Origin of the sequence: Aeromicrobium sp. Leaf350 (assembly GCF_916858655.1) — a bacterium.
Taxonomy (GTDB): domain Bacteria; phylum Actinomycetota; class Actinomycetes; order Propionibacteriales; family Nocardioidaceae; genus Aeromicrobium.
In genome coordinates, this window is the sequence record NZ_CAKASL010000001.1 from 1,672,631 (window position 1) to 1,685,915 (window position 13,285).

The 13,285-nt window shown below is 72.1% G+C and carries 9 protein-coding genes; 4 read left to right on the plus strand and 5 right to left on the minus strand.

Features of this window, described 5'->3' with window-relative positions; genetic code table 11:
- Positions 1 to 29: 29 nt before the first annotated feature.
- Together LO931_RS08435 and LO931_RS08440 are read left to right on the plus strand one after the other, a co-directional pair.
- Positions 30 to 2,129, plus strand: a complete 2,100-nt coding sequence (locus tag LO931_RS08435; protein WP_229052961.1) for a UvrD-helicase domain-containing protein — start codon at positions 30 to 32, stop codon at positions 2,127 to 2,129.
- Entirely contained in the window at positions 2,126 to 3,769 is a 1,644-nt protein-coding gene (locus tag LO931_RS08440) for a metallophosphoesterase (protein ID WP_229052962.1), read from the plus strand. The genes LO931_RS08435 and LO931_RS08440 overlap by 4 nt, the downstream gene beginning before the upstream one ends.
- A gap of 81 nt (positions 3,770 to 3,850) precedes the next feature.
- Here LO931_RS08440 and LO931_RS08445 read toward each other — a convergent pair whose 3' ends face one another.
- Positions 3,851 to 4,648, minus strand: a complete 798-nt coding sequence (locus tag LO931_RS08445; RefSeq protein ID WP_229052963.1) for a hypothetical protein — start codon at positions 4,646 to 4,648, stop codon at positions 3,851 to 3,853.
- 343 nt (positions 4,649 to 4,991) lie between these two features.
- Positions 4,992 to 6,191, minus strand: coding sequence for an ArgE/DapE family deacylase (locus LO931_RS08450; RefSeq protein ID WP_229052964.1), 1,200 nt, complete (start codon positions 6,189 to 6,191; stop codon positions 4,992 to 4,994).
- A gap of 135 nt (positions 6,192 to 6,326) precedes the next feature.
- Between LO931_RS08450 and LO931_RS08455 the strand changes: the two genes are divergently transcribed.
- Positions 6,327 to 9,650 (plus strand): putative Ig domain-containing protein, encoded by a 3,324-nt coding sequence (locus LO931_RS08455; RefSeq protein ID WP_229052965.1) that lies wholly within the window; start codon positions 6,327 to 6,329, stop codon positions 9,648 to 9,650.
- A 39-nt stretch (positions 9,651 to 9,689) separates the two neighbouring features.
- Here LO931_RS08455 and LO931_RS08460 read toward each other — a convergent pair whose 3' ends face one another.
- Both LO931_RS08460 and LO931_RS08465 read right to left on the minus strand, forming a co-directional pair.
- Positions 9,690 to 10,061 carry a type II toxin-antitoxin system death-on-curing family toxin gene (locus LO931_RS08460; RefSeq protein ID WP_229052966.1) on the minus strand — a complete coding sequence of 124 codons (372 nt, stop codon included), beginning with the start codon at positions 10,059 to 10,061 and terminating at the stop codon, positions 9,690 to 9,692.
- Entirely contained in the window at positions 10,058 to 10,261 is a 204-nt protein-coding gene (locus tag LO931_RS08465; RefSeq protein ID WP_229052967.1) for a hypothetical protein, read from the minus strand. Before LO931_RS08465 ends, LO931_RS08460 begins: the two co-directional genes overlap by 4 nt.
- Positions 10,262 to 10,444: 183 nt before the next feature.
- Here LO931_RS08465 and LO931_RS08470 point away from each other — a divergent pair, with 183 nt between their 5' ends.
- Positions 10,445 to 12,340 carry an anthranilate synthase family protein gene (locus LO931_RS08470; protein ID WP_229052968.1) on the plus strand — a complete coding sequence of 632 codons (1,896 nt, stop codon included), beginning with the start codon at positions 10,445 to 10,447 and terminating at the stop codon, positions 12,338 to 12,340.
- On the opposite strand, the gene LO931_RS08475 is transcribed toward LO931_RS08470, so the two are convergent.
- Positions 12,337 to 13,257 (minus strand): DMT family transporter, encoded by a 921-nt coding sequence (locus tag LO931_RS08475; RefSeq protein WP_229052969.1) that lies wholly within the window; start codon positions 13,255 to 13,257, stop codon positions 12,337 to 12,339. The two genes, LO931_RS08470 and LO931_RS08475, sit on opposite strands and share 4 nt — an antisense overlap.
- Positions 13,258 to 13,285: the final 28 nt, after the last annotated feature.

Sequence of the window (13,285 nt, forward strand, 5' to 3'; positions counted from 1 at the left end):
CTGCTCGCCCTGAACGTCTGAGGAGACCGGTGACCTCACCTGCTGCTGCCCAACGCGAGATCGCGTCCGAGCAGTCCTACGTCGACACCGTCTACGAACGGCTCGACGCCTCCGCCGACGTCGCTCGCGCCCTCGTCAAGGAGGGCTTCGAGCGGGGGCACGTGGGCCACGAGGGGGGTCTGGTCGAGCGCGACGCGATGGTCTTCCAGGCCACGCGCCGGCTCTCGGCCCTCAACGCGGCGCACGACGGGCTCGTGTTCGGCCGCCTCGACCTCGGTACCGGCGAGTCCCGCTACATCGGCCGCATCGGCGTGCGCGACGCCGAGCGCGAGATCCTGCTGATCGACTGGCGCGCCCCCGCGGCATCGGTGTTCTACCAGGCCACGGCCGCCGATCCGGCCGGTGTCGTGCGTCGGCGCGTGCTGCGCTGCTCCGGCAGCACCGTGATCGGCATCGAGGACGACCTCCTCGACGCGGAGTCGGCGCCGGCCGACATGGTCGTCGTCGGCGAGGGCGCTCTGCTGGCCAGCATGTCGCGCGCCCGCGACGCCCGCATGCACTCCGTCGTCGCCACGATCCAGAAGGAGCAGGACGACGCCATCCGCGCACCCAGCCGTGGTGCCACGATCATCGGTGGTGGTCCGGGCACGGGCAAGACCGTCGTCGCCCTGCACCGTGCCGCGTACCTGCTCTACACCGACCGCCGCCGGTTCGAGTCCGGTGGCGTGCTCGTCGTCGGCCCGTCGGGCGTCTTCATGGCCTACATCGAGCGGGTGCTCCCGAGCCTCGGCGAGACCAGCGTGACGCTGCGCTCGCTCGGCGAGGTCGTCGACGGCGTCAAGGCCGCCCGGCACGACGAGCCGGTGGCCGCGGCGGCCAAGGGCTCGCAGCGCATGATGCGGGTGCTGCGACGCCTCGCCACCGAGGGGTCGCCCACCACCCCCACCTCGTTCCGCTACTTCTACAAGGACGACGTCCTGCGCCTCGACGAGAAGCGTCTCGCGGGCCTGCGCCGTCACCTCCTGCACCAGTCGACCTACAACCGGGTCGTGCCGCGGGCTCCTGCCGTGCTGGCCGACGCGCTCTGGCAGCAGGTGCGCGGCGAGCGGGCGCGCGAGGAGGGTCGCGAGGGCTTTCTCGACGTGCTCGTCGACGACCACCGCTTCGTCGACTTCGTCGAGGCGTGGTGGCCCGAGCGCGACGCGGTCGAGCTCTGGCGCGGCCTGCCGACCCGCATCGCCGAGGTCGCGCAGGGAGCCTTCCGTCGCGACGAGCTCGACGCGCTGCGGGCCTCGTGGGACGGCCGCGATCCCAGCATCGAGGACGTCCCGCTGATCGACGAGCTCCGCTACCTCCTCGGCGAGGTGCCGCCCACCGTCGACGAGGACGTCGACGTGCCCAAGCAGCTTATGAGCTTCGAGCGGCGCGAGCGCGAGGACGTCCGGTCGACCCGCTCGATCGAGGACGACGGCTACGCGCACGTGCTGATCGACGAGGCGCAGGACCTCTCGCCCATGCAGTGGCGCATGGTCGGCCGTCGAGGTCGCCACGCCAGCTGGACCATCGTCGGCGACGCCGCTCAGTCGTCGTGGCCCGTGCCGGCCGAGGCCGAGCAGGCGCGCATCGACGCCCTCGAGGGCAAGCCCGAGCACCGGTTCCGGCTGTCGACCAACTACCGCAACTCCGCCGAGATCTACGAGCTCGCCGCCGACGTCGCGCGGCGGGCCATCCCCGGAGCCGACCTCGCCGACGGCGTCCGCCGCACGGGCGAGCAGCCGGCACACCTCGAGGTCCCGGCCGCCGGAGTCGCCACCGCGGTGCGGGAGGAGGCCGAGAAGCTGCTCGCGCGCGTCGAGGGCTCGGTGGCCGTCGTGGCGCCGCTGGCCCTGAGGGCCGCACTCGAGCGCGAGCTCGCACCCACCCTCGCGTCGCACGACCGGCTCCGGCTGCTCGACGCGCTCGAGACCAAGGGACTCGAGTTCGACGCCGTGGTGGCGGCCGAGCCCGACGTGCTGATCGGCGAGTCCGAGGCGGGGTGGCGCACGTTCTACGTCGTGCTCACCCGCGCCACCCAGATGCTCACGACCGTCGGGTCGACGTCCCGGTGGAGGACGGAGGAGCCCGCGTGAAGCTCCGCAAGCCCCAGCTTCGCAAGCCCCACCTGCGCACGGTGGCGTCGCGCCTGCTCGCGCTCGTGGTCCTGGTCGTGGTCGTCGCGCCGGTCGGCGTGGTGGTCGCGCGCACGACCTTCGAGTCCTCGGAGCGCTCGATCTCCATCGGCGCGCACCAGGCGACGCTGCGGCCGAACTACTCCGGCGAGATCGTCGTCGACTTCGGGCCGCTCCTGCCGCTGGCGAAGCTGCCGATCGAGGACGCGCAGCTCGACATCGGTGCCCGCATCCAGCTCGGCGACGCCGACGTCGCCTCGCTCGACGAGCTGCTGGCGCGCGACGCGGTCATCGCCTCGCAGCCCGACGGCGAGATCGCGTCGGTCGAGGCGGCGCTGCGCGACATGTGGATCGACTCCGCCCTGCGCGGGGCCGGGGTGTCCGCGGCCCTCGCGGCGGTGCTCGCCGCGGGCTGGTGGAGCATCGGTGCAGCGCGTCGGGCCGAGATCGTCGCGGGTCTGCGGAACCCGACGCCGCGTCGTCTGGTCGCCGGCGGCACGGCCGCCGTCGTGCTCGTCGGCGGTCTCGTGGTCGCGGTGCGCTCCGACCCGACCTCCGTGAGCGACGACGTGTCGTGGGTCAAGATCGCCGAGGTCTTCCCGAACCTGCCGAGCGACCCCATCCTGGAGCGCCTCGAGCTGTCCGACGGTGCCGCGCTGCGCAGTGGCGAGTCGCTGATCGAGGGCGCCATCCGCACCTACCAGGAGTCCAGCGCGTTCTTCGACCGGTTGGCCGAGACGGCGAAGGACGTCGAGGTCCGTCAGCCGGAGGAGGGGCAGACCGTCGCGCTCGTCGTGACCGACCGGCACGACAACGTCGCGGTCGACCCGACGGCTCGGCAGATCGCCGAGAACGCCGGCGCCACGATGCTGCTCGACCTGGGTGACGACACCTCCAACGGGGCGTCGTGGGAGGAGTTCAGCATCAACTCCCTCGCGCGCGAGTTCGAGGACTTCGAGATCGTCGCCGTCGCGGGCAACCACGACCAGGGTGACAACATCGCGAAGCACATGGAGGAGAAGGGCTTCCAGCTGCTCAAGGGCGAGCCGGTCACGATCGACGGCGTCCGCTTCATAGGCGACAGCGACCCGCGCTCCTCCGGCCTGACCAAGGGCTACACGGGCGACGAGGACGACAACATCGCCGCGATCAAGGAGCAGGACCAGGCGCTCACCGAGGCCGCGTGCGACGACGGCGAGGTCGCGGTCGCGCTGGTGCACAGCGCGGCGGCGGCGCGCGAGCTCTCGGAGTCGGGCTGTGTCGACCTGATCCTGTCGGGGCACCTGCACCGCCAGGTCGGTCCCGACGTCGTGGTCAGCGACGACGGCGAGTCGACCGTCACGCTCACGACGGGCACCACCGGCGGCGCGATCTACGCCTTCGCCCTCGGCACCGGGCTCCGCCGCGAGGCGCAGATGACGCTCGTGACGTTCGAGAACGGCGTGCCGGTCGGGCTGCAGCTCGTCGACATCGACACCGGCGGCGGCATCACGCCGCAGGAGTACGTCACGCTCGAGCAGCTCCGGTCCGAGCAGGCCCCCACCGACCCCTCGACCTCCCCCACCGACGCCCCCGAACCCGGCCCCGAGACCGTCGAGTAACCCCCGAGCGGTGAGTTACGCGCCAAATTGCCTCCCGGCGGTGACTGCTGCGCCGAATTGGCATCCGTTTTGGCGGCTGTCTCACCGCTGAGGTGGGAACGGGTGGGCCGGGATTCGTGTGAAGAGCTGGCGCCAGCGTTTGCCGAAGTCGGGCGGCGGACCGTCGTACCCGCCCTTGACCAACGCGTCGTACACGCGGCGAACACTCGAGACGAGATTGCGGCCCGTCTCCTTCGTGAGCTGGACGTATCGGAGCTGAAGGTCCCGGATGTCCGCATACCGCTCGATGTCACGCAGGTACTGACGTCGATCGGTCTGGTGGTGCCCGCCTTCGTACTCGGCGATGGTGTGCCACTCCAGCCAGGCCCAGTCGGCCACGGCGACGACGCGACCACCAGCGGTGATCTCGACGTTGAGGTCGGGCTTGGGCAGGCCGGCAAACTTCATCGCCGCCCGATGACGGGACTCCTCGACTGACCACGACCTGGCGTCGAGGTGGGGTGCGATGGTGACGGCCTGGGCTGAACCCGCTCGCCAGTCGTCGAAGCGAGCGAGGGCCAGCAGGCCGGAGACGCTCATGTGCCCTTCGCGCAACAGCCAGTCACCGACGACGATGGCATCGATCGTGATGGCTTCGGAGCAGTAGGCGACGAAGGCCGCCGTTGGTGTCACGGACACGTCGTCGGCCGGTGGCATGCGTTCGGTGCGGTGCAACATGATGCGCTCGGTGGCGATGTGGTGGTCACGGGCGACAACGAAGTGCAGCGGGAACGCCGGTCCGTGGTCCAGGCCGAGGTGTTGGATGCGAGTGATCCCCGTGAGCCGCGCGTCGGGCGGCAGCGTCAGGTGACCTGCTCTGATCCAGTCGCCGGGCGTCATGACGTGATGGATGTGAACCCAGACCCGTGGGAACAAGCGTCGGAAGGACGACCGCCGCAACATGTGGCTCGAGACCCCGGCGGCCCGAGCGTCCTGGCTCGTGAAGGGGCCGTTCAGGACTGCGGTCGGGATGCGCGGAGGGCGGGCCATGCGATCACCGGACCGCACCTCCGTGGACATGGCGAGTGGTCGCGGGCGACCTGTGGACGGAGGCGCCATCCACAACCGCCCATCACCGCCCGTCCCGAGCCGGGCGGTGACCCTTGCGCCACATTCGACCCGAGTTTGGCGCAAGGGTCACCGCTCTCGTCGTTTGGCGCGTAACTCACCGCTCCGGCGGGCGTCAGGTGCAGCGGGCCAGGATGAGGCGGGCGTAGGCCTCGGCGGCGGCGACGACGTCGTCGATGCGCACCTGCTCGTCGATCGCGTGGGCGTGCTCGATGTCGCCCGGGCCGAACTGCACCGTCGCGATGCCCGCGCCCTGGTAGAGCCGCAGGTCGGAGCCGTACGGGGCGCCGACGACCGCGGGCGAGCTGCCGACCGCGCCGACCACGTCGGCGAGGAACGCATCGCCCGTCGGCAGCGCGCCGGCCGCGAAGCGCCCGCCCGGCCACGTGACGACCGCAGGGTTCTCGCGCAGGAACGGGTGGTCGGCGGCACGGACGGCGGCCTCGAACGCCGCCTCCGCCTCCGCGAGCGACTCACCGGGCATCACACCGTGCCGCCCCTCGGCCACGAGCAGGTCCGGCACGGTGCTGGCCCACTCGCCGGCCCGCAGGATGCCGACGCTGATCGGCCACGGCGTCCCGGTGAACGGTGCCGGCGGGGCGGTGTTGCGCCGCGCCTCGAGGTCGCGCAGCGAGCGGTGGATCGACTCGAACACGTCGATCGCGCTGGTGCCCGCAGCGCGCATCGAGCCGTGCGTCGAGTGGCCCGGCACCTCGATGCGGAACGTCAGCGACCCGGCGTTGGCCGCGACGACCTGGTGCGCGGTCGGCTCGGCGATCAGGCAGGCATCACCCCCGTGCCCGCGGCGCAGCGTCGCGAACGTGCCGAGCCCGCCGTCCTCCTCGCCGATCACCGTGTGCACCGCGAACGGCCGCGCGAGCGGAGCCTCCAGCGCCGTGACGGCGCGGGCGGCGGCGATGATCGCGACGACCCCGCCCTTCATGTCGCACACGCCGCGTCCGAACCAGGAGCCGTCGACCTCGTGGAGGTGCCAGGGATCGGCGCCCGTCCACGTCTCGGGGTCGCCCGAAGGCACGACGTCGAGGTGTCCGTTCAGCACGAGGGCCGGGTCGCCAGGTCCGGAGACGCCCACGCACCCCCACGCCTCCTCGCGCTCGACCTCCTCGCCCGGGTAGTCCGGGTCGGCGCGGAGCTCGTCGAGCTCGAGCCGCCACAGGTCGACGTCGAGTCCCAGGCCCTGCAGGGTCGCCGCGCTCCACCGCTGCGCCATGACCTCGCCCTCGGAGCCGCCGACCGAGTCGATGCTGACGAGCTGCGCGAGGTCGCGCCTGATCAGGTCGACGTCGATGTCCATGCCTCCAGTCTGTCAGCGCCCCAGTGCCCACCGCCCAGCGCGTCGAACGAGGCGGACGGGGTGGAGATGTCCCGGCGTTCCAGGGACTGGGGCCCGCGGTCCGTGCTTGAATGCGGCGTGCGTAACCGCCAAACGATGCGTTCCCTGCTGAGCCACTTGCTGTCGACGTGCCTCGTCGCCCTCGCTGCAGTCGCGCTCCTGCCGTCGCCTGCCGGAGCCGCGCCGGTCGTGGCGGAGGTGGCGGTGGGCGGTTTCCTCGATGACGTGGTGGTCACCCCTGACGGGTCACGTGTGTACGTCTCGGACCTGTCCAACGACCGGGTCGCCGTCATCGACACCGGGTCCGGGTCCGTCATCGCCGGGATCCCCGTCGCGGTCCGGCCGTCCGGGCTGGCCGTCTCGGCGGACGGGAGCACGGTGTACGTGGGAAGCCTCGGCGGCGGGCTGGTCTCCGTCATCGCCACGGCGACCAACACCGTGACGAGCACCATCGCGACGGACCTCGACACGTACCGCCTGGAGCTGTCGCCCGACGGTTCCGCGCTGTACGTGAGTGACCTGTTCACGGGCACCGTGTCCGCGATCAGCACGGCGAGCGAGACGGTCGAGTGGTCGACGAGCGTGGGTGGCAACGTCCGAGGCGTGGGGGTCTCGCCGGACGGTTCCCGGGTCTTCCTCGCGGTCGAGGGGACGTCCAGCGTCGTCGCGGTCGACACGACGTCGCGCGCCGTGGTGGGGAGCGTGACACTCGCCGCGCAGCCGTACGGGATCACGGTGTCGCCGGACGGGTCCAGGCTCTACGTCGGCAGCTCCACCAGCGCCGGACTCACGGTGATCGACACCGCGCTGATCGGCACGGCCTCGAACCCGGTCGTGGCGACGGTGCCCACCGGTAGCGGCTCGCTCGAGTCGGCCCTCTCACCGGACGGCTCGGTCCTCTACGTCCCGGCGCTCGACAGCAGCCGGGTCGCCGTGGTGGACCTGGCGTCGAACACGTTCGCCGCCTCGTTGCCCGTCGGCCCCACCCCGTTCGGCATCGGCGTCTCACCGACGGATGGTCGGCTGTACGTGTCGGACTACGCCAGCGGGGTCGTGACGACCCTCGAGTACCTGCCGCTGTCCCCAGCGACGCAGAACCTGTCGTTGACGGTGGGGCAGGCGACGTCGTCAGCAGTCCTGGACGCCTCGGGCTTCCCGTCCCCGCCGAGGTACGGCGTCAGCCCGGCCCTGCCGCCGGGCCTGACGCTCGACCCCCTGACGGGGCGGATCAGCGGCGCTCCCACCGCGGCCCAGGCGGCGACGACGTACACGATCAGGGGCGCGGTGGCGCCGCAGTTCATGACGGCCCGGGTGACGATCAGCGTGGGGCCGTCGGTGGCGCCGTCGGTGGCGCCGGCCACCCAGTCGCGCTCGGCCACCGCGGGCACGGCGATCACGCCCACGACGCCCCTCACGGGAACCGGCTTCCCGGGCACGCCGACGTACTCGGTCAACCCCACGTTGCCGGCGGGCCTGAGCATGGACACCACGACGGGCGTCGTCACCGGCACCCCGACCACCGCGCAGGCGTCGACGGCGTACACGATCACCGGGACCTCCGGTTCCGTCTCCGCGACGTCGGTCCTCACGGTCGCCGTCGCTCCGGTGATCGCCCCGTCGACGCAGACCGTCTCGGCCTCGCTGGGCGAGGCGATCACGCCCACGTCGGTGACGCCGACGGGCTTCCCCGGCACGGTGACGTACTCGGTCTCGCCGGCCCTGCCGGCCGGCCTGTCGATCAGCTCCTCGACGGGAGCGATCAGCGGCACGCCGACCGCCGCCCAGGCGGCCTCGGACTACACCGTGACGGCCACCGACGGCACCTTCAGCGCCACAGCCGCGGTCTCGATCGCGGTGTCGTCGTTGACGCCGCCCACGCAGACCGTCACCGCGACCAACGGTGAGGCGATCACCCCGACCACCGCACTGACGCCGGCCGGCGGGTTCACCGGCACGGTGACGTACTCCGTGTCGCCGAGCCTGCCTGCGGGCCTGACGATCGACACGGCCACCGGCGTCGTCTCCGGCACGCCCACCGGAGACGCCCAGGCAGCCACGACCTACACGATCACCGGCACGGGAGCGATCTCCGGCACGGCGCGGGCGACGGTCTCGATCAGCGTCGCGCCGATCCTGGAGTGGGTCGACGTCGAGCTGCAGGGCACGGTCGGCGTCCCGCTGACGGCCACGACCCCGCCGACTCCGGTCGGCTTCCCCGACGCCGTCACCTACACCGTCTCGCCGGGGCTGCCGGCCGGCCTGTCGCTCGACCCCGACACCGGAGTCATCAGCGGCACGCCCACGGCGGCGCAGGAGTCGGCAGACTACGTGGTGACGGCGTCGGACGGCGACTTCAGCGCCGAGCGGACCGTCTCGATCCAGGTCGCCGGCGTCACCCCCGCGAGCCAGACCGTCTCGGCCACGCACGGCACGGCGATCACCGCCACCACGACGTTCATCGCGACCGGCTTCGCCGGAGCGGTGACCTACGCGGTCGCACCGTCCCTCCCGGCCGGCCTGACCCTGGACCCGGTGACGGGTGTCATCAGCGGGACGCCGACGGGGGCCGTCCAGGCGGCGACCGACTACACCGTCACGGCCCAGGGCGCTGACGCCGGCACGGCCACCGCGACGGTCGCGATCGGCGTCGCGGCGAGCGCGCCGGGCCCGGTCACGGCAGCCGCGGCCGCGCCAGGTGCGCATCAGGCGTTCGTGTCGTGGACGGCACCGACCGACGACGGTGGCAGCGGCCCGGTCACCTACACCGTGACCGCCGACTCCGGCGAGACCTGCACGACGTCCGGGACGTCGTGCGTCGTCACCGGTCTCGGCGAGGGCTCCGCGACCTTCACGGTCGTGGCCACCACGCCTGCCGGCTCGTCGTCCGGCGTCGTCACGGCACCCGTGACGATCGCGGCCACGGTGGTGCCGGCCGAGCTGCCCGCCGCGACCAGCGGACTTGGCGTCGAGCTCGTGGACGCTGCCGGGAACACCGTCACGTCGGTCAAGGCCGGCGAGCAGGTGACGGTCGAGGTCTCCGGCTTCGCGCCCGAGTCGCTCGTCGAGGTGAGCCTGTTCTCCGCCCCGGTGCTGCTCGGAGTGGTGCAGGTCGACGCGGCCGGCAACGGAACCCTCGTCGTGACGGTGCCGGCCGCGACCGCCGGTGGCGCGCACCACGTGGTGGCGACGGGCTTCACGCCGACCGGCGCCACGGGCCACGCCCTGGCCGACCTCTCGGTCGTCCCGCCGCCGGCGCCTCCGGCGGCGGGCCCCAGTGGCAGCTCGGTCAGCACCGGCGGTCGCCTGCCCGACACGGGCGCCCCGGCGCTCCCATCGATGTGGGACGGCATCCGCCTGGTGCTGCTCGGCAGCCTGGTGCTGCTGGCGGCCGCGGGGCTTCGCCGCCGCGAGGCCGTCTGAGGTCAGGCACCTGAGCCATCTGGCACCTGGCCCGCGGCGTCAGCCCGTCGCGGTCCAGGCGGCCAGGGCTGCCGCGCTGCGGTGGTAGTCGACACGTCCCTCGGCGATCCCGATCACGAGGTCGTAGGCCTCGTCGTCGGGCGCCTCGAGCCACACCCCGTTGACGTCGTACATGATGGCTGCGGCCAGCCAGCCGAGGCGCTTGTTGCCGTCGACGAGAGGGTGGTTGCTCACGATCGACTCCAGGAGCACCGCGACCTTCTCGTCGAGCGTGGGGTAGGCGTCCTCGCCGAAGACCGACGTTCTCGGACGGTGGCTCGCCGAGTCGAGCAGACCGACGTCGCGCACGGGGGGCAGCCCGTAACGCTCGGCGATCTGGAGGAGGTCGTCGAGAGTCAGGTAGTCGATCATTGGCCGAGGCGGTCGAGCAGGTCGCCGTAGCGCGCGACGACGCGGTCGGTCGAGTCGGCGATCCGATCGTGTCGGCTCAGTCGTGACGCGCTGTCGTGGATCGCGCGTGCGGCGGCCTCGTTCTTGCTGATGCCCTGGGCAGCGGCGAGCGCCGTGAGAGCGGCGTCCTGCTCGTCGGTGAGGCGAAGGGTCATGGCCATTTCTCCATGGTATCGGGGTGGTATCGGTGTCTCAAGACGCTACAGTCGCCGTGTGACCGTCCGACCGAACACCTGGTGGCGCCTTCCGTAGGGAAGGACTCTCGTCACGCACGCCCATCCCCACGTCTCGCGGGGTGGGCGTTTCTCGTCCCGGCCCCGGACTCACTCCCCTGAGGAAGCACCATGACCCAGCTCGACGACCTCCTGGCGCAGCCGGCCTTCGCCCTGATCCGCTCGCGCGAGTCCGACACCGTCACGCTGATCGGCGGCCCGCGTCTGGACGTGGAGTCGCTCGCCGACATCCCCGTCGTCTCCACCACGCCCCGCCCAGGGCCCGGGGCCCCGGCCGACGGAGTCTGGGACCACCTAGTGCTGGTGCCCTTCGCCCAGGTGCGCGAGCGCGGCTACGCGGCGCATCAGGACGGCACGCCGCTGAGCGTCATCCGCGCGGACCTGCAGTCCGAGATCGGCCTCGAACAGCTGCTGCAGCTCCTGCCGGACGCGCCCATCGAGTTCTCCGACCGCGGCGGCTTCGAGACCAGCGACGACGACTACGCGCAGGTCGTGCGGCAGATCATCGACGACGAGATCGGCCAGGGCGAGGGTGCGAACCTCGTGATCGGACGCCACTACCGCGCCCAGCTGGCGTCGTGGGGCCACGCCGAGGCGCTCACGGTGCTGCGTCGCCTGCTCGAGCGCGAGCGCGGCGCCTTCTGGACCTTCTGCATCTTCACGGGCGACCGCTACCTCGTGGGCGCGAGCCCGGAGCGGCACGTCAGCGTCGAGCACGGGGAGGTGCGGATGAACCCCATCAGCGGCACCTTCCGCCTGCGGGGGCTCGAGTCGCACGCGGCCCGCAAGACCGCGCTGCTGGAGTTCCTGCGCGACGAGAAGGAGATCTACGAGCTCTTCATGGTGGTGGACGAGGAGCTCAAGCAGATGTGCGACATCTGCCACGAGGGCGGCCTGGTGCTCGGCCCGTACCTCAAGCCGATGACGCACCTCGTGCACACCGAGTACCTGCTCTCGGGCCGCACCGATCGCGACGTCCGCGACGTGCTGCGCGACTCGATGTTCGCCGCCACGGTCACGGGGAGCCCGGTCGAGAACGCCTGTCGCCTGATCGAGCGCTACGAGCCCGAGGGCCGCGGCTACTACGCCTCGGTGGCGGCGCTGATCGGCCGCGACGCCGACGGCGGTCAGCGCGCCGACGCCCCGATCCTGATCCGCACGGCCGACGTGAGCCTCGAGGGCCGCCTCAAGGTGACGGCCGGCGCCACGCTGGTGCGCGACTCCGACCCCGACTACGAGACCGCCGAGACCTGGGCCAAGGCCGGCGGCATCCTCAGCGCGTTCGGCCTGGTCGACGCGGCCCCGGCGGCGACCGAGGGCTACGACGCCTTCACCCGGGAGGACGACGTGCTCATCGCGCTCGGCGCCCGCAACCAGCGGCTGAGCCAGTTCTGGCTGACGGACCAGTCGGGCGCCGCGCCCGAGGCGACGTTGCAGGGCAAGCGCGTCGTGGTCCTGGACGGCGAGGACGACTTCGTCAACATGCTGGGACACGTGTTCGGCGTGCTCGGCATGACCACCGACGTCGTCCGCCACGACCGGTACTCGCCCGGCGACCTGGACGGCTACGACCTCGTCGTGGTCGGACCCGGCCCGGGCGACCCGCGCGACACCGCCGACCCGAAGATCGCCGTGATCCACGGCGTCGTCGACGAGCTGTTGCGCGAAGAGCGGCCGTTCCTCGCGGTGTGCCTCGGCCACCAGGCGCTCGCGCACCGCATCGGCCTGGACCTGACGTTCAAGGACATCGTCTTCCAGGGCACGCAGAGCCGGTTGGAGGTGCTGGGTCGCACGGAGACGGTCGGCTTCTACAACACGTTCGTGGCGCGCGTGCCGGAGGCGGGCCTGCCGGCAGGGGTCACGGTCGAGCGCGACGAGCCCACGGGCGACATCCACCTGATCGCGGGGCCTCACTACCGCGGGGTGCAGTTCCACGCCGAGTCGGTGCTGACGCAGAACGGCTTCGGCATCCTGCGCGACCTCGTGCTGGACCTCGTCGGGCGCTAGGCGGGGGTGGGCACGGTGCGCCGGGGTCGCCAGCGCGTGATGCCGACGCCGACCAGGCAGAGCGCACCGCCGGCGAAGGCCAGGGCCGCCGGCACCTCGCCGAGCAGCACCCACGAGATGCCCGTGGCGACGACCGGCACGAGGTAGGTCGTCGAGGCGACCTGTCCGGCCGAGAGGCGCTTCATCGCGTAGGCCCACGTGGTGAAGCCGATGGCGGTGGGGAAGACGCCGAGGTAGACCAGCCACAGCACGTCGGTCGTGCCGGCGTCGCCCAGCTCGGAGACGAGGTCCGGGCCGTACGGCAGGCACACGACCGCGCCGATGCTGCACGCCATCCACACCGACATGCCCGGCGAGACGGTGGCCAGGGTGGGCTTCTGCGTCAGAGCACCGATCGCGTAGAGCACCGCGGCTGCGAGGCACAGGAGCACGCCGGCGGCGCTGGCCGTCTCGACGCCGTCGCCGCTGCGGGTGCTGACCGCGATCAGCGCGACGCCCGCGAAGGCCACGGCCATGCCGGCCAGCAGCGGCTTCGGGAAGCCCTCCTTCAGCAGCCAGCCCGCGAACAGCGCGATGAGGATCGGACCGACGTTGACGACGAGGGCGGCCGTGCCGGCGTCGAGGTAGGTCTCGCCGGCGTTGAGCACGACGTTGTAGGCGCCGAACCACACGACGCCGTAGACCACGACGAGGCCGAGCGTGCGCCCCCGGGGCAAGGAGAACCGCCACGGTCGCACGAGCACCGTGAGCGCCACGGCTCCGACGAGGAGGCGACCGAGCGCCATCGGACCCGGGTCGAAGGTGTCGGTGATCGCGCGGATGCCGACGAAGGCCGACGCCCACAGCACGACCGTGATCGCGAGTGCGCCGAGCGAGAGGTCGCGGCCGGTGGCGGCGGGAGCGGGGGAGGTGGCCACGCTCGAACGCTAGCCACCGCCACCGACA